The sequence below is a fragment of the Cellulosimicrobium sp. SH8 genome (assembly GCF_025818875.1).
GTDB lineage: Bacteria > Actinomycetota > Actinomycetes > Actinomycetales > Cellulomonadaceae > Cellulosimicrobium > Cellulosimicrobium cellulans_D.
In genome coordinates this window covers 116,724-143,199 of sequence record NZ_JAMXMH010000007.1, presented here as the reverse complement: position 1 = coordinate 143,199, position 26,476 = coordinate 116,724, and the positions used below count along the sequence as shown (strand labels likewise).

Sequence of the window (26,476 nt, the reverse complement as noted above, 5' to 3'; positions counted from 1 at the left end):
CCCGCGATCACGTCGAGCCGGGCCCGCCCAGGCCCTCCTCGCGGGCGCGGACGATCGCGGCGGAGCGGTCGCGGACCGCGAGCTTGGCGAGCACGTTCGCGACGTGATTCCGCACGGTCTTGGGGCTGAGCACCAGACGGCGCGAGATGGAGGCGTTGTCGAGCCCGGCCGCGACGAGGTCGAGCACCTCGCGCTCGCGGTCGGTGAGCTGCGGGAACGGCACGCGCGCGGCGGTGCGCCCGCCCACGACGTACGCCATGGCCCGGTCCGCGACGGACGGGGAGAGGATCATCGCGCCGTCCGCCACCGCGTGGACGGCGCGCTCGACCTCGGCGGGGCTGGCGGACTTCACGAGGAACCCGCGTGCCCCGGCGCGGACGGCCGCGACGACGGCGTCGTCGTCCTCGTGCATCGTGACGACGAGCACGCGCGCGGCCGGGTCGGCCCGCACGAGGTCGCGCGTCACGTCCACGCCGGAGCCGTCCCCGAGGTCGAGGTCCATGAGCACGACGTCGGCGCCCGCCCCGGCCCCGGGCGGGTCCTCGTCCAGGTCCAGGCCGAGCAGCGTGCGCGCCTCGGCCGCGGACGCCGCCTGCCCGACGACGCGGATGCCGTCGAACGAGTCCAGCAGCGCCGCCATCCCGAGCCGGAACACGGGGTGGTCGTCCACGACCGCGACCCGGATCACGACGCGCCCTCCCGGGCGAGCGCCCCGGCCGGGACGAGCGGGAGGGTGGCGCGCACGCGCGTGCCCGGCCGTTCGCCGTCGGGCCGCACGGCGGTGACGTCCAGGCGCCCGCCGAGCTCGTCCGTGCGCTCGCGCAGCGACCGCGAGCCGACGCCGCGGGTCGCCTCGGGCGCGATCCCGCGGCCGTCGTCCTCGCACGTGACGACGAGGCAGCGGTCGCCGACCCGGACGGTCAGCCGGCACTCGTCGGCCCCGGAGTGCCGTGCGGCGTTGACGACGCTCTCGCTCGCGATCGCGTAGGCGGCCGCGGCGACGCGCGGGTCGAGGCCGTCGCACGGGTCGCAGCGCACGTCCACGACGAACCCCGCGAGCGCCTGGCGGCCCGCGAGCTCCCCGAGCGCGACCTCCAGCCCGTGCTCGTCGAGCGACGGCGGGAGGAGGCTGCGCGAGAGGGCGCGCACGTCCTCGACGCGCTGCGCCACCTCGGCGCCGAGCGCGTCGAGCACGGCCGCGGCCGCGGCGGGGTCCGTCTCGAGGGTGTTCCGCGCCCCCTGCAGCCCCAGGCGCAGGCCGACGAGCCACGGCCCGACGCCGTCGTGCAGCTCCCGGCGGATGACCCGCCGCTCCGCGAGGCGGGCGCGCGTCGTGGCGTCGCGCGCCTCCTCCAGCTCGCGCGCGCCCTGGGCGAGCGCGAGGCCCGCCCCGAGCACGGGCAGGAGCTGGTCCAGCGCGTCGCGCGTCCGGGCGTCGAGGCGCTCGCCCGCACGGGCGACGACGTGGACCCGGCCGAGCACCCGCCCGCCGTGCGTCACGGGCAGCGAGGCAGTCTGCCCGGTCGAGCGGGAGGTCGGCCCGGACCACGTCGGTCCGGACGGGTCCTCGGAGGCGCCGGGCTCCGTCGGACGGTCCGGGGTGCGCTCGATCGTCACGCTCTCCAGGCGCAGCGCCTCGCGCACACCGACGGCGAGGCTCACGACGAGGTCGTCGGCGGTCGACGCCGACGACAGGTGCCTGCCGACCCTCAGCGCCGCCCGTCCCGGGTCGTTGCCCTCGCCGTAGACGAGCGTGCGGACCCGGTGCCGCAGCCACGTGTGCAGGGGCTGCACCGCGAGCGCCACCCCGACCGCCGCGACGACCTGCGCGGCGGGGCCGTCGACGACCGTCGTCGCGAGCACCACGACCACCGCGTAGACGACCGCGAGGCCCACGGCCAGCATCGCGGCGACGGTCGCGCGCGACAGCACGAGGTCGATGCCCCACAGCCGGTTGCGCAGCACGCACACGAGGATCGCGGCGGGGAAGAGCGCCTGGCACGCGAGGTGCGTGAGGGGGAGCGCGAGGAGCACGTCGGGGTCGGCCCACGTGCCGAGCAGCGGGAGGAACGACAGCGCCATGAGCGCGGTCCCGAGCGCGAGCAGACCCAGACCGCGGCGCTCCTCGACCGGCCCGCGCCGCCAGCGCCACGCCGTCGCCGCGGCCGTGACGAGCCCCATGACGACGACGCCGAGGATCGCGGGGCGCGGGTCGTCCGGGGGCGCGAGGAAGAAGTAGGCGATCGACGCGACGCCGCCCGCGACCCCGCACCACGCGCCGGCGCCGAGCCGCCCGCCCCGCACGAACCACGGGACGAGGACGAACAGCCCGACCGTTCCGGGGACCCACGCCCACCCGTAGGCGTCCGCGAGCGGCGTCAACGGCGGCATGCCGGGGTGGGTCGAGGCGTAGCTGCGCCACGCGCCGCCCAGGGCGGCGACCCCGCCGCCGATCCCCGCGAGCGCGACGAGCCACCCGACGACGTGCGGCCTGCGCACGAGGATCACCGCCGCGACGGTCCCATAGACGAGCGCGACGGTCGCGTCGACGACGACGAACAGCAGGTCGCCCAGCAGCAGCGGCACCCCGGACGTGAGCTGGAGCGCGAGCGCGGACACGCCGAGCACCCAGGCGAGGACGCCGATCGTCCAGCCCGTGCGGGGCATCCCGGCGCGGCCGGGCCCGGGGTCGGCCACGGGCCCACGGTAGGGCCGCGGCACGCGCGGCGAGAAGGGCCCGGGCGGGAGATCACCCGGTGCCCGACGGCGCCCGGGCAGCGGGCGTCGTCGGGCACCGGGGCGGGGAGTGCCCGGCAGGGTGTCGGCGCTCAGCGCCGGTCCCCGAGGGCGAAGCCGAGCGCGGTGACGAGGAGCCAGATCGGCCCGACGAACCCCGCCATGTACTGGAGGGGCGACACGCCCGTGAGGAGCGCGAGCCCGCCGAGCACGAACCCGACGACGCCGATCCACCGCGGCGCGGCCGCGTGCCGCAGGGCGGCGACGCCGAGCGCGACGCCCGCGACGCCCGCGCCGACCCACAGCCACGGGATCGTGGCGACCCAGTCGCTGTAGAACGCGCCCGACTCGGGGACGATGAGCGCGGTGTCGCCGAGGCCGAACAGGAACTGCGTGTCCAGACCCGAGCCGAGCAGCCCGGCGACCGAGACGAGCACGAGGCCCCAGCCCGCGACGGTCGGCAGGAGCGACCCGGCCGGCGCCTGTGCGTCGAGGCGGCGCTTGAGGCCCGCGGCGAACACGAGCACGAGCAGCGCGCACGCGATAGTCGCGGTGTGGAAGAGGATCTGGGTTCCTGTGCGCCCTGCGAGGTCGGCGACGATCGCGTCGGCGTCGCCCGCGGTCTCCTCCCAGTTCACGCCGAGCGCCATCGAGGACTGGATCGAGACCAGGCCGAGCACCCCGGCGACGACGCCGGTCCAGGCCCACGCGCGGGGCGTCGTGCCGCGCGAGCGGCGGGTCGGGTCGCCGGCGAGCGACGACGAGGCGGTGAGCGAGCTGTCCTGCATGAGGGACGACCTTCCGTTCGGGACCGCCCATCCCGCGGCCGGGGACCGCCACGTGCCGCGACGGTCCCCGCAGCGTCGAGCGGGCGGCGTCCCGGGCCCCAGGGGCAGGCGTCCCGACCTCCCGGGCAGGTCGCAGGGCTCCGGGTGCACGACCCCACCCCCGGTGCCATGCTCCGAACCATGTCGACTCCGAAGCCAGCAACACCCACCATCGTCCAGCAGCAGCAGGCTCTGAAGCAGTCGCTGCCCTTCCCCGACACCCGCGACTTCGACGACGTGAACCGGGGCCTCGTCGCCGCCATCGAGGCTCCGGTCCTTGCCGACGACGGCACCGTCCTCTGGGACAACTCGACCTACGACTTCGTGACGGGCGAGGCGCCCGACACGGTGAACCCGAGCCTCTGGCGGCAGTCGACGCTCGCCGCCACGGACGGCCTGTTCGAGGTCGTGCCGGGCATATACCAGGTGCGGGGGATGGACCTCTCCAACACCTCGTTCGTCGAGGGGGACGAGGGAGTCGTCGTCATCGACACGCTCCTGTCGGCCGAGACGGGGGCGGCGGCGCTCGCGCTCTACCGCAAGCACCGCGGCGACCGCCCGATCAAGGCAGTGATCTACACCCACTCCCACGCCGACCACTTCGGCGGGGTGAAGGGCTTCGTCTCGCAGGAGGAGGTCGACGCCGGAGCGGTGAAGATCTTCGCGCCGGAGGGGTTCATCGAGCACGCGGTGTCCGAGAACGTGTACGCCGGCACGGCGATGAACCGCCGCGCCGGGTACATGTACGGCGCCGCGCTCGCGAGAGGTCCGCAGGGCGGCGTGGGCGCGGGCCTCGGCCAGACGCTGTCGATCGGTCTGGTCTCCCTCATCGCCCCGACGGACCTCGTCACGACGACGGGGCACGAGGAGGTCGTCGACGGCGTCCGCATGGTGTTCCAGATGGCACCGGGTACCGAGGCCCCTTCGGAGATGCTCATCTACCTGCCGGACTTCAAGGCGCTGTGCGCTGCCGAGGACGCGACGCACAACCTGCACAACCTGCTGACGCTGCGCGGCGCCGTCGTGCGCGACCCGAAGGCGTGGTCGAACTACCTCACCGAGACGATCGACCTGTGGGGTGCAGACGTCGAGGTCGTCTTCGCGTCCCACCACTGGCCCACGTGGGGCCGCGAGCGCGTGGTCGAGTTCCTCTCCCTCCAGCGCGACCTGTACGGCTACCTGCACGACCAGACGCTACGGCTGCTCAACAAGGGGCTCACGGGACCCGAGATCGCGGAGGAGATGGTCCTTCCGCCCGCCCTCGAGAACGCATGGAGCACGCGCGGCTACTACGGTTCGGTGAGCCACAACGTCAAGGCGATCTACCAGCGTTACCTGGGCTGGTTCGACGGCAACCCGGCGCACCTGTGGGAGCACGTCCCCGTCGAGCGGGCCAAGCGCTACGCCAAGCTCGCCGGAGGTGTGGACGCCCTCGTCGCGAACGCCCGCGAGGCCTTTGACGCCGGCGACTACCGGTGGGCCGCGGAGGTCGCCAACCACGCCGTGTTCGCCGAGCCGGACCACGCAGACGCGCGCGAGGTGCTCGCCGACACGTACGAGCAGCTCGGCTACGGCTCGGAGAACGGCACGTGGCGTGACTTCTACCTGTCGGGCGCGACCGAGCTGCGCGACGGCCAGTTCGGCACCCCGACCGAGACGACGGCCCCCGATGTCATCGGTCAGCTCACGCCGGCGATGCTGTTCGACGCCATCGCCATCACGGTGAACGGCCCGAAGGCGTGGGATGAAAGGCTCTCGATCGACGTCGCGCTCACCGACGTCGACGAGCGTTACCGCCTCCGGCTCGCCAACGGCGTCCTCACCTACAGCGCGGCGCCGCAGAAGGGCGACGCCGACGTCACGCTCACCACGACCAAGCGTGCCCTCCCGGCACTTGCCACCGGCGCTCTCACCGCTGAAGGGCTCGCGCAGGCGGGCATCGAGCTCTCCGGTGACGCCTCGGTCCTCGCACGGCTCGCCGCCGTGCTCGACCCCGGTGACAAGAACTTCGCGATCGTCACCCCCTGAGCCGGCCGACGCCCGCGCCGCGGCCCGACGGTCGCGGCGCGGGCGTCGTCGTGCCTGACCTGGACGGCACTCCGTTCGCCGCGACGAACCGGAGGCGCTGTGTCAGGGTCGTGGCGGCGGGCGTGCGCGGACACGCGCCGCGGGGCTGAGCGTGACCGGAGGGCGACGGCATGGCGAACGGGCGGGCGACGCAGGCGACACGGGGGACGCGAGCACGGGCCGCGCGGCGTTCGAGACGCCTGCGCCGTGCCTGGGCGGCCCTCGGGACGTTCCTCCTCGCGCTGCCGCTGGTCCTCGTGCCCGCCGTACCGGCCTCGGCCGCCACGTGGAGCATCAGCAAGGAGGCGACGACCCCCGGCCCGTACAGCCCGGGGCAGCTCGTCACGTACGAGGTGCAGATCTCGTGCTCCGACCCGAGCACCGCGTGCCAGAACACGGTCTTCACCGACGACCTGCCGGACGGGCTCGAGCTCGTCTCGGCCGAGATCATCAGCCAGCCGAGCGGGACCGCAGGCGACCTCACGGTCGACACCGACGGCGACGTCGTCATGGCCACCTGGCCCTCGTTCACGAACGGCGAGCAGGCGACGATCGACATCACGGTGCAGATCGACCCCGACCTGCCGTTCAGCGCCGACGGCGTGCCGATCACGAACACCGCGTCGGTCGTCGCGGACAACGCGCCGCAGAACTCCGCCGACGCGACGGTCACGCCCGAGGTCGAGCTCGTCCTGGACTCCGAGACGACGAAGACGATCGCGCCCGAGGGGGCGCTCGCCGCCCCGGGGACGCCCGCGACCATGACGATCGGCGCGACGAACACGTCGAACGACCCGGTCGACACGCTCGTGATCCAGGACCCGGTCGACCCGACCGCGGACCCGAACCCGTTCACCTACCTCGAGTACGTGAGCACGGGGGACGTCACGCTGCCGCCGAACGCGACCACGGTCACCGAGGAGTACTGGGACGGGGACTCGTGGGAGCCGCTCGACGACACCGTCGACCCGGCGACGGTCCAGGGCGTGCGGTACACGTTCAGCGGGGACATCCAGCCGGGCGCCACGGCGAGCATCCCGGTGAACGTCCAGCAGTCCGACGCGGTCACCGGGCTCACCGACCCCACGACGATCACCAACGACACGTCCTCGTACGTGACCCACGCCCAGGGCGAGTCCGACCCGACGACCGCGGACGACACGTACGTCGTCACGCCGCCGAACAACAGCGTCACCGCGTCCAAGAGCTTCGACCCCGCGACGGTGAGTGCCGGCGACCCGACGACCGTGACCCTCGGCGCGACGAACACGGGCACGCCCGTCGACTCGCTGACCATCACCGAGCCCGCGCCCGGTACTCCCAGCCCGTTCGAGGGCGACGACCCGCTGACCTTCACCGGGTTCGGGCCCACGGGCGACGGCACGGGGGTGCAGTGGCCGATCGGGGCGACCGGCGCGAGCGTGACGTTCACGTGCGCCGACGGCTCGACGCCCGAGGTCGACGCCTCCGCGCCCAACACGCTGCCCAACCCGCCCGACGACTGCGTCGTCCTCGGCTTCACCGTCGTCTTCACCGGCGACCTGCCCAACGGCGCGGCGGCGTCGATCCCGTTCACGGCCGACACGGACCCAAACCAGGAGGACGAGGACGTCACGCACCCCAACACCGTCGAGGCGACCGTGCCGAGCGCCGACCCGGCGGACGCCTCCGCAGACCTCGTGACGCTCGTCGACCGACTCGCGACGAGCACGACGAAGAACATCTCCCCGTCGGAGATCCCCGCGATCCCGGGCCAGAGCGTCGTCGTCCAGCTCCCGACCCAGCTCCTGCCGTTCGGGCCGGACGGCTCGACCACGAACGCCGACCAGGTCGTGATCTCCGACCCGACGGACCCGAGCACGCCGAACGAGTGGTCGCAGAACTTCGTGCCGACCGAGGTGCGCAGCACGGACGTCCCGGCGGACTCGACCCTGACCGTCAACTACTGGAACGGCACGGCGTGGGTGCCGGCACCCGGGTGCGGGCCGTACACCGGACCCGACACGGTGAGCTGCGACCTGCCGGACGACGCGCAGGGCGTCCAGTTCGTCTACGACTCGACAGGAGACGGCTTCCCTCCCGGGACGTCCTTCCAGCCCAACTTCGTCGCCGAGTACACCGGCCCGACCGACCGCGACGACCCGATCGAGAACTGCGGCGCGTCGAGCGCGTCGTCCTCGAACGTCCCGGAGACACTGCCCGCCCAGGGCTGCGACACCGTCGACCCGTTCCCGGTGGACGGGGACGGAGACCTCGATCTCATCGCGAAGGACTTCCTCGGGGGTGACCCGCCCACCGTGCTCGCCCGGTCCGACGACCAGGTGACCGCGCAGATCACGTGGTCGACCAACGGCTTCTCGGGCGTGGACCCGCTGGTCCTCTCGGACACCGCCGACCCCGTCGCCGCGGACGACCCGGCGATCGCCGGATCGTTCTACGAGGCGTTCGACCTGGTGCGCGTCGAGGCGATCGACGCGAGCGTGGACCCGCTGATGCAGTACGACCAGATCGAGAGCGTCGAGCTCTTCATCGGCGGCGCGTGGGTCCCGGCGTCCGGTGACCCGTGCCCCGCGGCGTGCGACGGGACGTTCCCGGGATACACCCTGACGGCCGACGAGCAGGAGTCCGCGACCTCCGTCCGGCTCACCTACACGGAGTCGCCCTCGCGCACCACGACGCCGAGCGACCCCACCACCCCGGCTGTGGGCGACGGCGTCGCACGCTCGACCCTCTCGAGCGGTCGGCACCTCGACCTGACCTTCGAGGTGCGGGACTACAAGCGCAGCGACGGCAGCCCCGTCCTCGGCTCGACGCACGAGACGATCTACAACCTCCCCGACGACCCGGGCATGGTGCGTGACACCGCGCGGGCCACCGGCACGTTCGACGGCACGGACTACACCGACACCGACTTCGACGACGTGCTCATCCTCGACCAGCCGCTCAACGTGACGGTCGCCAAGGACTGGAGCGGTGGCCCCCTCTCCGTCCCGCCGCCGGGAACACCGGCCGAGTTCTACCCGTCGACCACCGTGACGGTCACCGGGACCAACACCTCGGCGGCCAAGGTCGACCAGCTCCGCCTCGTCGACCCGGCGGACCAGGGGTCGGGCGCCGTGCAGACGGCGGAGGGAACCCACCCGTTCGACACGTTCACCCTCACCGGCATCGACCTCACCCCGCCCGCCGGGGCGACGTCGACCACCGTGACGCTGCACCTCGAGGGCGGTGGCACCGCGGTGTACGACACCGAGGCCGAGGCGGAGGCGCTCGCGCCTGCCGATCTGGTGGACGTCGTCGGGATCGAGGTCTCCTACGACGGCCTCGTCGAGGCGGGGGCCGCCGGGGTCATGGCGCTCACGCTCCAGCTCCGCGAGGCCGACCGCTACACCGGCGAGCCGATCTACGGCGACGACGGCGTGATCGTCGTCGACCAGAACCCCGTCCCGAACGGCGCCGCGGCGACGATCGACGACCCGGGGGGCACGAGCGGAGACGTGCGGCTCGCGAACGACGACGCCACGATGGAGCTCCAGACCGCGGGCATCGACATCGCGGTGGGCAAGTCGTTCAGCCCGGGCACGATCGTCGAGCCCGGGACGGGTCCGGTGACGATGACGATCTCCGGTCAGCCGCTCGGCCCGTCGCGCAGCGTCGAGATGGTGCTCACGGACGACGACCCGCAGTTCTGGAACCAGTACGACTTCGTCGGGTTCGCGGGGGCGAGCCTCGCCGCGCCGATCCAGCAGGTGCGGGTCGACGCGTTCGTCGGCGGCACGTTCTCCGGCGACCCCGGGTCGCCCGACCCGGTGACCGTGACCGGGGGGGCCTGGGTGCTCGGCCAGGAGCAGGCCTTCTTCGCGCTCCCGGACACCGTCGACCCGGCGGACGTGCAGGGCCTGCGGTTCACGTTCAGCCGCACCGACGACTCGATCTGGGAGAACCCGGCGACCCCGGTGCAGACCGTTCCGATGTCCGTGGAGCGGCGCGAGGAGATGCGCTCCGGGGGACCGGTGCTCCCGGACCTCGCGGCGAACCCGCCCGGCCCGGGCGAGACCGCCCCGGGCGTCGCGAGCAACTCGGTGCAGGGCAGCACGACGGGCGCCGACCTCGTCGTGAATCCTGACGATCCCGGCGGGCCACTGGTCCCGGTGAGCGCGGACGACTCCGCGGACGCGTCGATCCTCTACGAGCACGCCACGAACGGGGTGCAGATCGTCAAGAACTTCGACGGCGTCGTGTCCGGCAGCCTCAAGCCGCCGAACGCGGTGATCCCGATGAACATCGCGATCACGAACACGGGCGACCGGCCGATCGTCGACCCCGTCGTGGTCGACGACCCCATGCCCGCGGACGCGCTGGGCCCGCAGCTCACGCTGGCCGACGCGGCCGAGCCGTTCGTGTACGCCCTGAGCGGGGCGGACCCCGACCCGACGACGCCGGACCTCCCGACCGACGCGGCGCAGGTCACGGTCGACCAGGCCGGGAACATCGAGAGCCTGCGGTTCTCGTTCCCGGACGGCTCGGTGCTGGAGCCGAACCAGACCTACACGATCACGGTGCTCGTGAAGTTCCGCGTCGGGATCGCGCCGAACACGCTCGTCGCCAACACGGCGGGCGTGATCGGCGACCGCCCGTGGGACGAGTGCGTGACGCGGCTGGACGAGGCGACGGGTGCGTGCGAGGCGGACGCCGACGTGCGGCCCACGGAGACCGCCGTCATCGCCCAGTCGAAGTTCGTCAAGGCGACGGACGACGACGAGCTCGACGTCTTCGTGGACCCGGACTACACGGGCGCTCCGGTCGTCTGCCAGCCCAACGCCGCCGGCTTCTACTCGTACCCGTGCATCCCCGTCATCGCCCCCGGGCACGACGAGACCTGGCGCGTGCGCATCGACAACGTCGGCAACAACCCGTTCACCAAGGTCGTCGGGTACGACAGGTTCCCGACCCCGGGCGACACGGGCTCGTACGACACCTCGCCCCGCGGGTCGGCGTGGGCGCCCGTCCTCACGGCCGACCCCCCGCCGGCGCTCGTGAACGCGCCGCCGGGGACGCAGGTGCAGTTCTCCTACACGACCGCGGACGACCTCTGCCGCGACGACATCGAGGACCCCCTCGACGAGCCGATCTGCCCGACCGACCCCGCGACCGGGTGGGCGCCGTTCGTCCCGGGCCTGCCCGTGTCGATCTTCGAGGAGATCACCGCGATCAAGTTCGTCCTCACGTTCCCCGAGGACCAGCCGTTCGAGCCGGGCGAGTTCGTGGCGATCGAGGCGACGTCGACCACGCCGCCGGAGGTCCCCGCCGCGGGCGACCGGTCGATCGCGTGGAACTCCGCCGCGGTGTCCGCCGCCTACCAGCGGTCGGACGGCACCATGCACAACCTCCTGCCGACCGAGGGCCAGAAGGTGGGCGTCGCCACGGCGTCCGGGCCGCTCGAGGTGAACAAGCTCGTCACCGGTGAGGGCGCCCAGTACGCGCCCGACTCGTTCGCGATGTTCGTGCAGTGCACCTCGGCCGTCGGTTCGTGGCTCGAGACGCCGCTCGACCCGATCCCGATCACGGTCGTCCCCGGGACGCCGACGGTCGTGCCGGACCTTCCGTACGGCGCCGAGTGCACCATCACCGAGGACGGGACCAACGGGGAGACCGAGCTGATCGTCGGCACGGTGACGATCGACAGCGAGGACCCGGAGGACCCCGTCTCGATCACCGCGACCAACGTCTACGCGCTGTCGAGCATCGAGATCTCGAAGGAGGTCGTCACCGACGCGGTGGACCAGGACGGGAACCCGGTGCCGTTCGGCCCGTTCGCGGTCGACGTCGCGTGCTCGTTCCTGGGCGAGGACGTCTATGCCGACGGCTACGACGCCGAGAACCCGATGACCGACCTCCCGATCGAGGACGGGGAGACCCTCGAGCTCACGGGCCTGCCCGTCGGCTCCGTCTGCACCGTCACCGAGTCGGGCACCGGCAACGCGTCGTCGGTCACGATCACCGTCGACCAGGGCCTCCCGGGCCACCCCGTGACGACGGACGGCCCGACGACGGACGTCACCCTCACCCCCGACGTGCTCGGCGCGAGCACGAACGACGTCACGCTGACCAACACGTACGACGTCGGCGCGATCGGTCTCCAGAAGGTGGTCGACGGTGAGGGCGGGCCCGCGTACGGGAGCGGCCCGTTCACCGTCACGGTCGTCTGCACGTACGACGACGACGGCGACGGGCCGGGCGCTCCGCGCACGGTCTACGACGGCACCGTCGTGCTCGGCGGGGCTGGGCCGCTCGACGCGCAGATCGCCAACCTGCCGACGGGCGCGGTCTGCGACATCGAGGAGGTCGACGACGGCGGCGCCACAGGGTCGGTCGTCGTCCCCGAGACCGTCACGGTCGGCAGCGGCGACGTCGCGAACGTGGTCATCACCAACACGTTCGACGTCGGCACGATCGAGGTCGACAAGGAGCTCGACGGGCTCGGCGCCCTCTACGGCCCGGGACCGTTCGAGGTGACGCTCGACTGCACCTACGAGGACGTCGAGATCCTCGTCCCGGGCGGCGCGGCGCGGACGTTCGTGCCCGGCCAGCCGGCGGTGTACGAGGACCTGCCCGTCGGGTCGCAGTGCACGGTCACCGAGACCGACGACTTCGGGGCCACCGAGGTCACGGTGAGCGTCGACGGCGGCGAGCCGGTGGACGGCACGTCGGTCGACGTCGTCGTGCCGCCCGCGGCCGAGGACGGGTCGCCGACCACCGTGACCGTCACGGTGACCAACGCGTTCCACACGGCCCCGCTGCTGGTGGAGAAGGTCGTGGACGGCGACGCCGCTGGCTTCGCGCCGTCGATGCCGGACCTCCCGCCGCTGCCCGAGCTGCCCGCCGAGCCGGTCACGCCCGAGGAGCTCGCCGCCCTCATCGCGCAGCTCGAGGAGTTCTACGCGCAGTTCCCGCTCGAGGGCATCCCGTACCGGGCGTCCGTCTCCTGCACGTTCCAGGGCGCCGAGATCGAGGTCCCGGGCGGCGCCGTGCGGCCGTTCGGGCCGGGCCTGCCGGGCGTCTACTTCGGCCTCCCCGTGGGCGCGGTGTGCACCGTCACGGAGACCGAGACCGGCGGGGCGACGACGGTCACGGTCGAGCCGAACCCGGTCCAGGTCGAGGAGCGCGTGCTCCCCGGCCCCGCGCAGGTGGTCACCGTGACCAACACCTACGACGCGGGCGCGATCGAGGTCACCAAGGTCGTCGACGGTGCCGGTGCCGAGGCGTTCGGTGCCGGGCCGTTCACGGTGAGCGCGGCGTGCACGTTCCTGGGCGAGCCGATCGAGGTGCCCGGCGGCGCCGAGCGCACGATCTCCGGGGGCGAGGTCGCCGTCTACGACGGGCTCCCCGTCGGCGCGGAGTGCGTCGTCACGGAGACCGCGACCGGCGGTGCGGCCTCGACGACGATCTCCGCGTCGGTCGAGGGGGGCGAGCCCGGTGCGGCCACCATCGGTGCCGACCCCGCGCAGGTGACGGTGACGAACACGTTCGACGTCGGGCAGGTCGTCGTCACGAAGGCCCTCGCCGGGCCGGGCGGGTCGCAGCACCGCGGCGACGAGTTCGTCGTCACCCTCGCGTGCACGTGGCAGGTCGACGGCGTCACGACGGACGTCGTGATCCCGGGCGGCGCCGAGCGCACGCTCTCGGCCGACGACGACTGGACCGCGGTCTACGAGCTGGTCCCCCAGGGGGCGGAGTGCACGCTCGCCGAGACCGACGCGGGCGACGCCGAGGCCGTGACGCTCGCCGTCGCCGGGACCGACGTGACGGTCGATCCCGACGATGCGACGCCGACGTCCGACGCGTTCACCGTCCCGACGGGCGACGCCGCCGAGGTCGACGCGACCGTGACCAACGCGTTCCGCACCACCGGCGGGGGCAGCCTCCCGCCGACCGGCGCGAGCGTCGGGGCGGTCGCGGTGCTCGCGATCCTGCTCACGGGGACCGGCGCGCTGCTGGCCGACGCCCGGCGGCGCGGAACCCGGACCGCAGGGCGCATCTGACACGGCCCCTGGTCAGGCCGCGCCTGCGGTTGCGGAACCTGACCAGGGGCGGGACCGTTACCGCATGATCCGCTTCCTGCTGAGCTTCGCGATCAACGTGGTCCTCGCCGCCGTGGGCCTCCTCGTCGCCTCGAGCCTGTTCGACGGCGTCACCGTGCACGCCTCGGGCTTCGTCGTCGCGGTGCTGATCTTCGCGGTGGCCCAGGCGATCCTGGCACCGTTCGTGTTCAACGTGGCGCGCAAGTACGCGTCGGCGATCCTGGGCGGGATCGGCCTCGTGTCGACCTTCCTCGCCCTGTGGGTCGCGACGCTCATTGGCGACGGCCTGGAGATCTCGGGCGCGTCCACGTGGATCGGCGTGACGGTCGTCGTCTGGCTGATCGGCGCGCTCGGCGGCTGGTTCCTCGGGTGGCTCGTCCTCACGCGCTGGTGGGACGGCCGCCAGGAGCAGAAGCGCATCCGCGAGGCCACGAGCAAGGGCTGACGGTCGGCGTCGCCCGCGGGACGGGCGGCACCGCCGCCGCTACCGCAGGAGCGCGGTGACGCGCTCGACGCCGTCCGGACCGCCCGTCGTGCTCTCGTGCACGACGAGCCGCGCGAGCTCGCGCAGCGGGACGTTCCGGTCGTTGGACGCGCGCCGGAGTCGCGCGAAAGCCTCGTCCGGGTCGACGCCGTACGCGAGCATGACGGCGCCCTTGGCCTGCTCGATCGTCCCCCGGGTCTCCGCCGCGGCGGCGATGTCGTGCCGGGCCCGCTCCTGCGCGTGCGTCGTCACGGTCCGGGTGACGTCCACGAAGTAGCCGACGAGCTCGGTGACGGTGCCCGTCTCGCGGTCGCGGCGGCCCTGCCCGACCACCACGAGGAACCGCTCGCCGCCGTGGGCGTCCATGATCCGGTGCACGCTCGAGAACGGCTCGCCGGTGCGTCGTGCCTCGTCGAGGATCTGGCGGACGCGCTCGCGGTCGTCCGGGTGCTTGTGCGCCAGGACGAGGGGGGTCGTCGGTACGACGTCGCCCGGTTCGAACCCGTGCAGGCGGTACGTCTCGGGCGACCACCACCACACGCCCGTGCTCAGGTCCAGGCGGTACTGGCCGATCTGCTGGTGCGCTCCGCGCGCGAGAGCCTGCTCGATGGCATGGTCGTCCACGGACATGCTGGCCTCCGGGTATCCGGTGGATGAGGAGCCAGGTCCAGACTCGACCACCCGAGCCTACCGCGCCGCGGCACCCCGCAGCGATGGCGAGCGCGGCGCCGAGTTCCTACCGTGGAGGCGCGGCCGAGGTGCCGCGGGGGGCGCCGGACGTGAAGCAGCCCGCTCCGGCGTGCCTTCCCCCCCCCCGCCGACGTCAGGCGAGCAGGGCCGAGAGGCCCTTCTGGATCCGCAGGACCGCGAGGACGAGCGCGCCCACGGCGGCCTACCGGGCACCTTCGTTTGGGGTCCGCTGTGCCCACCGCTCGGCGGCGGCCACCGCGTCGTCCAGCCCGCCCATGACCTCGGCGCTCGCGTCGACGACGGCGTCCTCGCCGAGCTCGGCCACGGTGCCCGTGCGTTCGAGGAGCTGGCGCATCGCCGGGGAGACGCCGACGAGGACGAGCCGGTTCCCCTGGGCGGCGAGGTGCCTCGCGGTCCGGTGCAGGAGCTCCATGACGGCGGACGACGGGATGTCCGGCAGCGTCCGCAGCACCAGGACGAGGACGGCGCGCTCGGCGCCGTTGCCGTCGGGGAACTGGCTCTCGATCCGGGGGAGCGCTGCGAAGAAGGAGGTACCCGAGAAGTCGAGGACGGTGACCTCGCCCGAGCGCAGCCGGGTCGGGAGCTCCTGCGAGGTGCGCCAGCCGCCGTCCGGCGCGCGCGTCAGGAGGACGAGGCGCGACTGCCGTGCGGCCTGGACGCAGTACAGCAGCAGGGACAGGACGGCGCCCACGACGATCGCCTGCTGGAGCGGCACCTGCGTCGTCGCGACGAACGTGACGACCATCGCGAGCGACGAGAGGGGCGACGTCCGGAAGACGAGGGCGATCTCCCGCCGCTTCCCCCAGACGAGCTCGCCCCCGACCACGAGGATGAGCCCGCCGATCACCGGCATGGGGATGAGCTCGGCCAGGCCGCCGAGGAGGAGCACGACGAGCGCGAGGAAGGCTCCGCTGACCGCACCTGCCCAGCGCGTCCGCGCGCCCGCCTCGGCCGCGACGCCCGTCCGGGACATCGAGCCGCCGCTCGGCAGGGCCTGGAAGAGCCCCCCGGCCACGTTGGCCCACCCCTGCGAGCGGAAGTCGGCGTTGGTGTCCGACCGGGAGCCGTCGGGGTTGGGCATCGAGGGGGCGATGGACGCGGCCTGCGCGAGGCCGACGAGCGCGACGGCGACCGCGCCGCCCACGAGAGCGGGTGCCGCGGACAGGTCGGGGAGCGACAGGCCGGGGAGCGCGGACGGGATGGAGGCGATGTCGGCGACCTGGCGCACGTCGATCCCGGCCGCGACCACGACGACGGTGACGGCGACCATCGCGACGAGGAGCGCGACGGGGACGAGGCGCCGGACCGACCGGGCCAGGGCCCACACGAGGATCGTCCCGGCCGCGACCAGCGTGGAGGCGAGGTCCCACGACGTGACGTGGACGAGCCAGTCGCCGAGCTGGTAGAGCCGGTTGTGGCCTTGCGGGTCGTAGCCGGTCGCGTCCTCGAGGACGCCCGTGATGATCTGGAGGGCGATCCCGGTGGAGAAGCCCACCATGACCGCGTTGGAGACGAAGCTCATGACGGCGCCGAGGCGCAGCGCCCCGAGCACCAGCATGACGAGGCCGACCATGATCGTGAGCGTCGCGACGTTGGCGGGGTCCGTGGGTTCCAGGCCGGCCGCCGCGAGGACGCTCTGCGAGGTGAGCGCGATCGCGCTCGTGAGCGTCGTGATCATGAGGACGGTCCGCGCGGTCAGCGACCCGACGATCGCGGGCGCGACGCCGGCGTAGAGCCCGGCGACCGGGTTGAAGCCGGCGATCGAGGCGTAGGCCATGCCTTCCGGGATGGAGAACAGTCCGGTGACCATGCCGGAGACGACGTCCGAGCGCGTCGGGCGCCCGGCGCGCCGCAGCAGACCGGCCCAACCCGCCCGCCGGGGGCGACGGCCGTCGCCGGGACCCGTGCCGCCGGGGTCGGTGGGGGTGTCGGCGTCCGGCACGGTCAGCGCTCCGCGGGCCCGGCCGGGGTGGGCGCGGGACCGAGCGCGGCGAACTCGGGCCTGCCCTCGGGGACGGTGACGCGCAGCGGGGGCATCGAGCGGACGACGAGCCACAGCGGGACGACGGCCACGCACAGCACCGGCAGCAGGTGGACGTCACCGACGGTCACGGCCGCCATGAACAGGGCGAGCCAGCCGTCGCGGGCGACCACCAGGACCGCTCCCAGCACGCCCGCGGACACGGCGATCGCGGGGGGCACCGCGGGGACGAGCGCGGCGGCCGAGAGCCCCAGGGCCACGCCGACGAAGACCGCCGGGAAGATGCGGCCCCCGCGGAAGCCCGCGCCGGCCGCGACGACGAGCGCGGCGAGCTTCACGACGGCCATGAGGAGGATCGCGGACCAGGCGAGGGTGTCGGCCTGGTCGGCGAGCTCCTTCATCTCCTCGAGACCCTTGAAGAGGGTGAGGGGCCCGCCCAGGACACCCAGCAGGCCCAGCACCAGCCCGCCGAGCCCCAGCGCGAGCACCGGGCTGCGGAAGCGGTGGAAGAGGGTGTGCACGGGGGTGAACGCGAGCACGGCGAGGAGTGTGACCAGGGCTGCGACGACGGCGATCACCGCCATGCTCGCGACGTCGCCCAGCGCCGGGCCGGTGTAGTCGGGGAGGTCGACCGCGAAGGTCGGGGCGCCGACCGCCGTCATGGTGACGGCGCCCGCCCCGGCGGCACCCAGGGGGGCGAACAGCCGGTCGAACAGGGGGCCGCTCCGGTCGCCGCGCTCGGCGAAGCTCTCGGTGAGCACGAGCGCGGCGGCGACGGGCGTCGCGAACATCGCACCGATGGTGCCGGCCATCGCGAGCGCGACCGCCCCCGTGACGGGGACGCCGAACCGCGGCCGGCACAGGAACCACGCGGCGAGCGCGACGTTGAGGGCGATGATGGGGTTCTCCGGCCCGAGGCTCACCCCTCCGGCGAGGCCCAGGACGAGGGCGAGCGCGAGTCCCGGCAGGGCCCGGAGCGGGAGCGGGGCGGAGACGAGCTCCGTGGTGGCCGGGTCGACGCCGGCGTGCCCCGGCGCCCAGCGGACGGTGGCGCCCACGAGCACGCCCGTGAGGGTGAGCACGAGGACCGTCCACCACGTGCGCGTCGTCGTGACCCCCCAGGCCTGCGGCAGCCGGTCCCACACCAGGTGCTGGATCCAGGTGGCGAGCTCCGAGAGTGCGAGGAGCGTGAGCGCGCTGACGACACCGACGACGAGGGCCGGGACCACGGACCGCAGGAGGCCCCTCGTCGTGAGGGCGGTAGCCGGCGCGTCGGACACAGGGGAAGAGAACCACGGGCGGAACAGGGCTGCATCCGGAGGCCCGGAGCCCCGGGAGTCGCGGAAGCCCTGAACCTCGGCGCTGACGGCGTGCCGGTCCGGGCCGCCGCCGCTCGCCGCGCGCAAGCCTGGGCCCAGGGTTACGTTCGACGCGTCCCGGGGCGCAGCGCCGCGCCCCCGCCGAACGTACGAACCGGAACGAGAGGTCTGACGTGGCAACGCTCACCGTGTGGAAGTTCGACACCCCCGAGGGCGCGCAGCGCGCCGAGGACGCGCTGCTCGCGCTCCAGAAGCAGGAGCTCATCCAGGTCCAGGACGCGGCGGTCGTGTCCTGGGAGGAGGGCAAGAAGAAGCCGAAGACGCGGCAGGGCAACAGCACGACGGCCGTCGGGGCGCTCGGCGGCACGTTCTGGGGCCTGCTGTTCGGCCTCCTCTTCTTCGTCCCGCTGCTCGGCGCGGCCATCGGCGCGGCGTCCGGCGCGATCGCGGGCGCGCTGACCGACGTCGGCATCGACGACGACTTCATCGACTCCGTGCGCAGCAAGGTCACGCCGGGCACGTCGGCCCTGTTCGTGCTGACGTCGGGCGCCGTGATCGACCGCGTGCACGAGGCGCTCCAGGCCGAGGGCGTCCACGGCGAGCTCATCCAGACGAACCTCTCCGCGGACGAGGAGGCCAAGCTCCGCGCGGCCTTCGACGAGAACGCCTGAGCAGCCCTCCCCGGGTGAGGTGCCCGACGGCGGCGTGGACCGCCGTCGAGCACCTCACCCGCCCGTACGCCACGGCACCGGTGCCGTAGCCCGCGCAGTCCCCGTCGTCCCGCCCCGGGACCGGACCACGAAGGAGGCCGCCCATGGGCGCGGCGATCGGTCAGTCCCTCCCCGTCGCGGTGGGTGTGCTCATCAGCCCCCTGCCGATCGTGGCGGTCGTGCTCATGCTCGTGAGCGGGCGGGCGAAGGCGAACGCCTTCTCGTTCCTCGTCGGGTGGTTCGTCGCGGTCGGCGCGGTGACGCTGCTCGTCGCGACGCTCGCCGGGGCCGCCACGCCGGACGACGACGGCCCGCCGCTGTGGGCCGCGATCCTCAAGATCGTCCTGGGCGTCCTGCTGCTCCTCCTCGCGGTGAAGCAGTGGCGCGGCCGCCCCCGTGCCGGGGTCGAGCCGCCGGCACCGAAGTGGATGGCCGCGATCGACGCGTTCACGCCCGTGAAGGCCGCCGGCCTCGCCGTCCTGCTGGGCGCGGTCAACCCGAAGAACCTTTTGCTCGTCGTCTCCGGTGGTGCGGCGATCGCGTCGGCCGCTCCTGCGGACACGAACGCCCAGGTGGTCGCGTCCGTCGTGTTCGCGCTCGTCGCGAGCCTCGGCGTCGCGACCCCGGTCTTCATCTACCTGTTCATGGGATCCCGCGCCGCCACGATGCTCGACGAGCTCAAGGCGTGGATGATCCACAACAACGCGGTCATCATGGCCGTCCTCCTGCTCGTCCTGGGCGCCAAGATGCTGGGAGACGGCATCGCGGCGCTCTGACCGCGTCCCGTCGACCGCGGAGGACGGCGCGGGACGGCCGGTCTCAGTCGATGCCCTCGGCGCGCCGCTCGTCGACCGTGCGCTCGGCCTCGAGGGCGGCCTCGCGGTTCTTGCGACGGCGCCGCGCGGTGCCGCCGTCGCCGTCCCGGTCCCGCCCTCTGCCGTGCGGACGGTGCCCCTCGGAGCCGGGGTCGTGCAGCATGTGCGACTCGATGAGCTCGTGCCGCTGGAGGTACGTGTTCGCGACCGCCTGGATCGTCGCGGCGATCGGCAGCGCGAGGAACGCGCCCAGCGCACCGAACACCGCGCCGAAGGCGAGCACGACGACGAAGCTCACCGCCGGGTTCATCTCCAGCGCGCGGGCAGAGACCTTGGGGGAGAAGTACAGGTTCTCGAGCTGCTGGTACCCGATGATGAATGCGAGCACCCCGAGCGCCTGCGGCAGGCCCTGGGACGTGAGCGCGACCGCGACGGGCAGCGCGCCGCCGATGTAGGTGCCGATCGTGGGCACGAACTGCGAGACGACGCCCGTGAACACGGCGAGGGGGAGCGCGTAGGGCGTCTGGATGATGAGCAGGAACACGAACGTGAAGGCGCTCGACAGCGCGGCGAGGACGATGCGGGAGTTGATGAAGTCGGAGACCTTGACCTGGGTGATCTCCCAGAGCCGCAGCACCTCCTCCTGGCGGTTCGGCGTGAGCCAGCGGCACACGGCCGCGCGGAACTTCGGTCCCGCCGCGAGCAGGTAGTAGGTGACGAGCATGATCGTCAGCGACGCGAAGATCCCCCCGACGATCGTCGTGGTGACGACCAGGGCGCCGGACGCGACGTCGTCGCCGAAGTCGTTGATGACCTGCCGGATGAGGTCGTCCGAGTCGGGGATGACCACGTCGAAGCGGTCCGCGACGAAGTCCTGGACGCTCGCGTACAGGGCGGGGAGCGACTGGACGAGCTGGACGAGCTGCTGGACGAACAGGTTCCCGAAGAGCGCGAGGACCACGAGGATCGTCAGGAGCGAGCCGATCAGGGCCACTGCCGCCGCCGCACCCCGCCGCCAGCCGTGGCGCACGAGCCACACGACGATGGGCTCCAGGGCGAGCGCGACGAAGAACGCGATGAGGATGTTGACCCCGAGCGACTTGAGCTGACCCATCGCGTACCACGCGAAGACCCCCACGAAGACCGCGACGACGGCCATGGCGAGCGCGCGCGGGACCCAGCGCGGGGGCCTTCGGGAGTCGTGCTGGACGGGGCGTGTGCCGGCGTCCGGCACGTCCGACCTCGGGTCCTCGGCAGGGGTCGGCGTCGTCATGCCCCGAACCTAGCGGCGCCTCCCGCGGCGGACCCACCGGGCGCGCCGCACCTTCCGGATGCCGAACCCCGCGACCGGTGCCACGATCGACGCGCACGCTCGTCCGCTCGTCTCGCTCCGGCCGTGGTCGGTACCCCAGGAGGACTCGCATGGCACGCTCGTCGCAGGTCTCGGCATGGGTCGGCTGGGTCTGGTTCGCGGGGATCGTCCTCGTGACGATCGGCTTCTTCAACGCGATCAGCGGGCTGGTCGCCGTCTTCTCCCCGAACAGCCTCGTCGGTGTCACCGACGCGGGCATCGTCGTCCTCGACGTCTCGACGTGGGGCTGGATCCACCTCGTCATCGGGGTGCTGCTCGTCCTCACCGGCTTCGCGCTGCTGTCCGGCAAGGGTTGGGCACGCATGGTCGCGATCGTCCTCGTCGTCCTCAACGCCATCGCCCAGTTCACGACCCTCCAGGTGACGCCCTGGTGGTCGATCGTGACCATCGCGCTCGACGTGTTCGTCCTGTGGGCGCTCGTGGTCCACGGCGACGAGGCCGAGCGCGCCGCGCGATGAGTCGCCCGCCCGGGGTCCCGGTCCCCGGAACCCGCGTCCGCACGGCAGTCCTCGCACACACCCAGAGACTCAGGAGCACCGTCCCATGGCAACGTCCACCTTCGGCCCGGTCGAGATCGTCGCGATCGCCTTCCCCGCCGACCGCATCCCGGCCGGCGTCCAGGCCTCCGTCCTCGAGGTGCTCGCGGAGGGCACCGTCACGCTCCTCGACCTCGCGGTCGTGCGGCGCTCCGACGGCGGCGACGTCGAGGTCATCGAGGTGACCGACCTCGGCGACGAGCTGGAGATCACGGACGTGGAGCTCACGGGTGCGGGCCTCGCGGGGGAGGAGGACCTCGACGCTGTCGCCGCCGGGCTCGCCCCGGGCACGTCGGCACTCGTCCTCGTCGTCGAGCACACGTGGGCCCGCGGCGTGATCGCCGCGACCAGCGCGGCCGACGGCGTCGTGCTGCTCAGCGAGCGCATCCCGGCCGAGGTCGTCAACGAGGTCGCGGACCTCGCGCTCGTCGCGGACTGAGTCGCCCGCCCACCGCGTCGTCCGTCAGCGCACCCGACCCCGTCCACCGAACCAGGAGAACCTCATGCCCATCCGTCGTATCGGCCGTCCCGGGCTCATCGGGACCGCCGCCCGCACCGCCGTCATCGCGGGCACCGCGTCCGCGACCGCGGGCGCCGTGCAGCGCCGCCAGGCGAACCGTGCGCAGCAGTCGTGGGAGGCCCAGCAGGCCGAGGCCGCGCAGGAGCAGGCCCGCATCGAGGCGGCGGCCCAGCAGGCCGCGGCCCAGTACGCCCAGCCCGCGCCCGCCGCACCCGCGGCGGCCCCGCAGGACGACCTGCTCGGCCAGCTCGAGCGGCTCGGTCAGCTCCACGCCTCGGGCGTGCTGAGCGACGCCGAGTTCGCCGCGGCCAAGGCCAAGCTGCTCGGCTGACAAGGAGAGGTGCCATGGCCACGTTCACCGTCTGGAAGTTCGACTCGCCCGAGGGCGCGGACACCGCGTCCCGGATCCTGCACGACTCGGCCTCGGACCACGCGATCCGCATCATCGACACCGCGGTCGTCACGTGGCCCGAGGGCGCGGCCAAGCCGACGACCCGCCACGGTCACCAGGACGAGTGGCGCGGGACCGGCTGGGGCGCGTTCTGGGGACTGCTGCTCGGGTCGCTCTTCTTCGCCCCCGTCCTCGGTGCCGCGGCCGGCGCCGCGATCGGCGCGTCGTCGAAGGCGATGGCCGCCGTGGGCATCGACAAGGACCAGCTCGACCGCATCCGGGAGGGCGTCACGCCCGGCTCGTCCGCGTTGTTCGTCGTCACCGAGGACGGCGACCTCGACCGGGTCGGCGAGCGGTTCCACGGCACCCACGGAAAGCTCGTCGCCACGAACCTCACGGACGCCGAGCGGAGCACGCTCCTCGAGACGTTCGACTGACCGCCCGGCCCCCCGCGCCCTCAGTCGTCGAGGCGCGCGGGGAGGCCGAACAGCGGAAACCACGAGGCCGTGTCGAGGAACGCGTTGATGGCGGTCACCCGCCCGTCCTCGGTCTCGATCACCTGGAGCGCCCAGGGCTCGTGCCCGCCGCCCTCCGCGCGCCGGTACTGGCCGAACCCGAACGTGCCGTTCACCGCCACCGGCACCATGCGGGACCCCTCGCACTCGTAGCCGGGCCCCGTCATCCAGGTCACGATGTCCGCCGTGCCCTTCATCCACAGCGGGTACGGCGGCATGGACAGCGTCGCGTCCTCGTGGAGGATCGCGACGAGCGCGTCCATGTCGTAGCGCTCGAACGCGTCGAGGTAGCGCTCGAGCAGCATCCTCTCCTCCTCGCCGAGCCCGGCGTTCGACGCGACCGGCGCGGGTGCGGGCTCGACGTCGTCCGCGAGACCCGAGCTGTCCCAGTGGGCCCGAGCCGCCAGGGTCGCGCGCGCTCGCTGGAGCGCGCTGTTCACCGACGCCACCGTCGTGTCGAGCAGCTCCGCGACCTCGCTCGCCTGCCAGCGGAGCACCTCGCGCAGCAGGAGCACGGCGCGCTGCTTGGGCGGCAGGAACTGCAGCGCGGCGACGAACGCGAGCCGGATGGTCTCGCGGCCCACCGCGACCTGCGCCGGGTCGCCGTCGTGCGGCAGCACGCGGTCGTCGGGGACCGGCTCGACCCACGTCTCCTCGGGGAGCACCTGGCCCAGGTTCTCGGCCTCCGGCGCCTGCGGGCCGCCGAGGCCCATCGGCCGCTCGCGCCGCTTGCGCGCACCGAGCGCGTCGAAGCACACGTTCGTCGCGATGCGGTAGAGCCAGGAGCGCAGCGACGAGCGACCCTCGAACCGGTCGTAGGAGCGCCACGCGCGCAGGAACGTCTCCTGCACGGCGTCCTCCGCCTCGAACGAGGAGCCCAGCATGCGGTAGCAGTAGCCCGTGATCTCCCGGCGGTGGCCGGCGAGGACGGTGTCGAGGTCGTCGCGCTCGGGCAGGGGGGCGCCGCCGGTCGCGGTGGTGCCGGGCCGGAGGCCCGTGGGGGTGGCGAGGTCGGTCATGGTGCTGCCTCTCAGGACTCGATGGTCTCGACGTTCGCGAGGGGTGCCTGCGGGTGGACGCGAGATGCTGCGACCACCCGTGCGGGACCAGGGGAGTGGCCCACCTCACACACGCTACCTCTGCCCTCCGACACGGCACAGGGGGACGGAGATCAGTCGTCGAGGTCGATCTCGAACCACACGGTCTTGCCCGGGACGCCGTCGACGGCGTCGACGCCCCAGCGCGACGCGCAGCGCTCGAGGAACTGCACGCCTCGGCCGCCCGTCTCGTCCGGGCGCGGGGACCGCAGCCGGGGGAGCGCCGTCGAGCCGTCCCGCACGGCGACGCGCAGGACGCGATGCCCGACCTCGAGCTCCGCGTCGACCGGGGCCGCGCCGTGCTGGACCGCGTTCGTCAGGACCTCGCTCGTGAGGAGCATCGCGATACGCCGGACCGCCGGCGAGACGTCACAGCTCTCGAGGACGTCGTCCACCCAGCGACGGGCAGGACCGATCGCCGACGACGCGTGCTCGACCTGCCGCGTCAGGACCGACGGGCGACCCGGGCCGGGCGGTCGCACGGCCGTGTGCCGCACGCGCAGCGCGAGGACGGCGACGTCGTCGCGCTGGTCGGCGACGAGCCGGCGCACGAGCGCGTCGGGCAGGGCGGACGTCGCGGTGGCCGTGAGCTCGGCGAGGGCGGCCTGCAGGGCGCCGAGCCGCTCGGCGTAGGACGTGCCGCGCCGCTCGACGAGGCCGTCGGTGTAGAGGAGGAGCGTGTCCCCGTGCGCGAGGTGCGCGCGATGGTCGTGCCGCGCGGTGCCCGGGAGGACGCCCAGCATGAGGTCCGGGGCCGCGTCGAGCGTCTCGACGCTGCCGTCCGCCCGCAGCACCAGCGGGGACGGGTGCCCGGCGTTCGACCACGTGACGTCGAAGCCGTGCGCGGTGCGGTCGAGCCGCACGACGGCGGCCGTGGCGCTCGAGTGCAGCGCGAGGCCGCGGTTGGCCCGGTCCAGGAGCCGGAGCAGGACGGCGGGCGGCTCGTCCTGGCACCACGCGAACGTGCGCAGCATGGAGCGGAGCTGGCCCATCTGCGCGGCGGCGCGCATGTCGTGGCCGGTGACGTCCCCGATCATGAGGACGCACGCGTCGTCGTCGAGCACCACGGCGTCGTACCAGTCGCCGCCGACCTGGTCGGTGCGGGTCGCGGACGCGTACGTCGCGGCGAGCTCCGCGCTGCGCACCGACGGGAGCTCGGTGAGCATCGCCGCCTGGAGCGTCGTCGCGACGCGGTGCCGTTCCTCCAGGAGCCGGACGCGGTCGAGCGCGTGCGCGACGTACGACGCGACCGTCGTCTCCGTCTTCACGGCGTCCTCGTCGAACTCCCGGACGACGTCCCAGGCCAGGGCGACGACGCCGAGCAGCCGCTCGCCGGCGAGGACGGGCAGGAAGGAGCGTGCCTCGACGCCGGCCGGCGAGATGAGCGCGGCGGCCTCGGGCAGGCGCGCCGCGTACTGCGCGTGGTCGCGGAAGAACAGGGGCTCGCGCGTCCGGGCCGCGATCGCCGCGCCCCGCTCGGCGTCGACCCGCATCCGGCGGAAGGACGTCGGGACGCCCGGCTCCAGGTGGTCGAGCGTCGTGTACTCGAGCCGCGTGCCGCTCGCGTCGAGCATCGCGAGGCCCGCGTAGCGGGCGCCGATCGCGGCGCCGACCGCCGAGAGCCGCTCCGCCACGTCGCGCACGGACGTCGCGGCGGCGAACGACTCGGAGAGCTCCAGGAGGAGACGGGACCTCCGGTTCGCCGCGAGCGCGACGCGCTGCATGCGCTTCGCCCGCGCCCGGGCGAGGCGGAGCCGCAGCTCGGAGGTGCACGCGGACGCGAGGTCGGCGAGGGTCGCCAGGTCCTCGTCGGACCACGGGCGCGGGCGCCCGTCGAACGCGCACAACGACCCGACGGCGCGGCCGTGCGGGTCGAAGATCGGGAAGCCGGCGTAGGAGACGACGCCGATGTCGTCGACCGCGCGGAGCGAGGCGAGGTGCGGGACGACCCGCGCGTCCTCGACCACGAGCGGTCGCGCGTCGCTCGTGACGAACTGGCAGAACGTGTGGCTCAGGGGCGTGCGACGCTGGGTCTGGTACGGCTCGGGCAGGCCCAGCGCGCCGGGCAGCACCGCCTCGTCGTCGAGGACGAGCGTGACCAGCGCCGACGGCACCCCGAGCTGTCGCCGCACGAGGCGCGCGAACCGGTCGAACGACTCGTCCGCCACCGGCTCGGCGAGCCCCGCCTGCGCGAGCTCGTGGATCGCCTGGGCGTCGGTCATGGTCCAGTATCACCAGGACGAGGCCGGTCAAACAGTGCAAGCCGCGCCAGCCGGGCACGGGGACGGGGTGAAATCGGGAAGAAGGGAACGTC

Annotated in this window: 18 protein-coding genes; 9 read left to right on the top strand and 9 right to left on the bottom strand. The window is 73.5% G+C overall.

The genetic code is table 11. From position 1 onward, the window contains the following. Positions 1-7: 7 nt before the first annotated feature. From NF338_RS11490 to NF338_RS11480, 3 genes are all read right to left on the bottom strand, one after another. Positions 8-688, bottom strand: a complete 681-nt coding sequence (locus tag NF338_RS11490; protein ID WP_264030893.1) for a response regulator transcription factor — start codon at positions 686-688, stop codon at positions 8-10. Continuing rightward, positions 685-2,697 carry a sensor histidine kinase gene (locus NF338_RS11485; protein ID WP_264030891.1) on the bottom strand — a complete coding sequence of 671 codons (2,013 nt, stop codon included), beginning with the start codon at positions 2,695-2,697 and terminating at the stop codon, positions 685-687. Before NF338_RS11485 ends, NF338_RS11490 begins: the two co-directional genes overlap by 4 nt. Before the next feature lie 131 nt (positions 2,698-2,828). Next, entirely contained in the window at positions 2,829-3,524 is a 696-nt protein-coding gene (locus NF338_RS11480; RefSeq protein WP_264030890.1) for a hypothetical protein, read from the bottom strand. A 180-nt stretch (positions 3,525-3,704) separates the two neighbouring features. Between NF338_RS11480 and NF338_RS11475 the strand changes: the two genes are divergently transcribed. The 3 genes from NF338_RS11475 to NF338_RS11465 all read left to right on the top strand — a co-directional run bounded on the left by NF338_RS11475 (position 3,705) and on the right by NF338_RS11465 (position 14,156). Continuing rightward, positions 3,705-5,591 carry an alkyl/aryl-sulfatase gene (locus NF338_RS11475; protein WP_264030889.1) on the top strand — a complete coding sequence of 629 codons (1,887 nt, stop codon included), beginning with the start codon at positions 3,705-3,707 and terminating at the stop codon, positions 5,589-5,591. Positions 5,592-5,761: 170 nt separating this feature from the next. Then, positions 5,762-13,672 (top strand): DUF5979 domain-containing protein, encoded by a 7,911-nt coding sequence (locus NF338_RS11470; protein WP_264030888.1) that lies wholly within the window; start codon positions 5,762-5,764, stop codon positions 13,670-13,672. A 64-nt stretch (positions 13,673-13,736) separates the two neighbouring features. Beyond that, complete coding sequence (locus NF338_RS11465; protein WP_264030887.1) at positions 13,737-14,156, top strand: phage holin family protein; 420 nt, start codon at positions 13,737-13,739, stop codon at positions 14,154-14,156. A gap of 39 nt (positions 14,157-14,195) precedes the next feature. Here the strand turns inward: NF338_RS11465 and NF338_RS11460 are convergent, their stop codons facing one another. From NF338_RS11460 to NF338_RS11450, 3 genes are all read right to left on the bottom strand, one after another. Continuing rightward, positions 14,196-14,825, bottom strand: a complete 630-nt coding sequence (locus tag NF338_RS11460; protein WP_264030886.1) for a PAS and ANTAR domain-containing protein — start codon at positions 14,823-14,825, stop codon at positions 14,196-14,198. A gap of 262 nt (positions 14,826-15,087) precedes the next feature. After that, entirely contained in the window at positions 15,088-16,848 is a 1,761-nt protein-coding gene (locus NF338_RS11455) for a SulP family inorganic anion transporter (protein ID WP_264030885.1), read from the bottom strand. A 2-nt stretch (positions 16,849-16,850) separates the two neighbouring features. Beyond that, on the bottom strand, positions 16,851-18,167 hold the full coding sequence (locus NF338_RS11450; protein ID WP_264030884.1) for an ion channel protein: 1,317 nt from the start codon (positions 18,165-18,167) through the stop codon (positions 16,851-16,853). Positions 18,168-18,379: 212 nt separating this feature from the next. Here NF338_RS11450 and NF338_RS11445 point away from each other — a divergent pair, with 212 nt between their 5' ends. Together NF338_RS11445 and NF338_RS11440 are read left to right on the top strand one after the other, a co-directional pair. After that, the gene (locus tag NF338_RS11445) at positions 18,380-18,877 is read left to right on the top strand and encodes a DUF1269 domain-containing protein (protein WP_264030883.1); all 498 of its coding nucleotides are present in this window, start codon (positions 18,380-18,382) and stop codon (positions 18,875-18,877) included. Positions 18,878-19,020: 143 nt separating this feature from the next. After that, on the top strand, positions 19,021-19,692 hold the full coding sequence (locus tag NF338_RS11440; RefSeq protein WP_264030882.1) for a GAP family protein: 672 nt from the start codon (positions 19,021-19,023) through the stop codon (positions 19,690-19,692). Between the two features lie 43 nt (positions 19,693-19,735). Here NF338_RS11440 and NF338_RS11435 read toward each other — a convergent pair whose 3' ends face one another. After that, positions 19,736-21,004 carry an AI-2E family transporter gene (locus NF338_RS11435; protein WP_264030880.1) on the bottom strand — a complete coding sequence of 423 codons (1,269 nt, stop codon included), beginning with the start codon at positions 21,002-21,004 and terminating at the stop codon, positions 19,736-19,738. A gap of 149 nt (positions 21,005-21,153) precedes the next feature. Between NF338_RS11435 and NF338_RS11430 the strand changes: the two genes are divergently transcribed. The 4 genes from NF338_RS11430 (at position 21,154) to NF338_RS11415 (ending at position 22,987) form a co-directional block, all read left to right on the top strand. Beyond that, complete coding sequence (locus NF338_RS11430; protein WP_264030879.1) at positions 21,154-21,561, top strand: hypothetical protein; 408 nt, start codon at positions 21,154-21,156, stop codon at positions 21,559-21,561. An 85-nt stretch (positions 21,562-21,646) separates the two neighbouring features. Continuing rightward, positions 21,647-22,078 (top strand): DUF6325 family protein, encoded by a 432-nt coding sequence (locus NF338_RS11425; RefSeq protein WP_264030878.1) that lies wholly within the window; start codon positions 21,647-21,649, stop codon positions 22,076-22,078. Between the two features lie 64 nt (positions 22,079-22,142). Further along, positions 22,143-22,490 (top strand): SHOCT domain-containing protein, encoded by a 348-nt coding sequence (locus tag NF338_RS11420; RefSeq protein ID WP_237841191.1) that lies wholly within the window; start codon positions 22,143-22,145, stop codon positions 22,488-22,490. A gap of 14 nt (positions 22,491-22,504) precedes the next feature. Beyond that, a complete protein-coding gene (locus NF338_RS11415; protein ID WP_264030877.1) occupies positions 22,505-22,987 on the top strand; it encodes a DUF1269 domain-containing protein in 483 nt (160 codons plus the stop codon). A 20-nt stretch (positions 22,988-23,007) separates the two neighbouring features. On the opposite strand, the gene NF338_RS11410 is transcribed toward NF338_RS11415, so the two are convergent. Together NF338_RS11410 and NF338_RS11405 are read right to left on the bottom strand one after the other, a co-directional pair. Further along, positions 23,008-24,084 (bottom strand): sigma-70 family RNA polymerase sigma factor, encoded by a 1,077-nt coding sequence (locus NF338_RS11410; RefSeq protein ID WP_264030876.1) that lies wholly within the window; start codon positions 24,082-24,084, stop codon positions 23,008-23,010. 152 nt (positions 24,085-24,236) lie between these two features. After that, on the bottom strand, positions 24,237-26,384 hold the full coding sequence (locus NF338_RS11405) for a SpoIIE family protein phosphatase (RefSeq protein ID WP_264030875.1): 2,148 nt from the start codon (positions 26,382-26,384) through the stop codon (positions 24,237-24,239). Positions 26,385-26,476 lie beyond the last annotated feature (92 nt).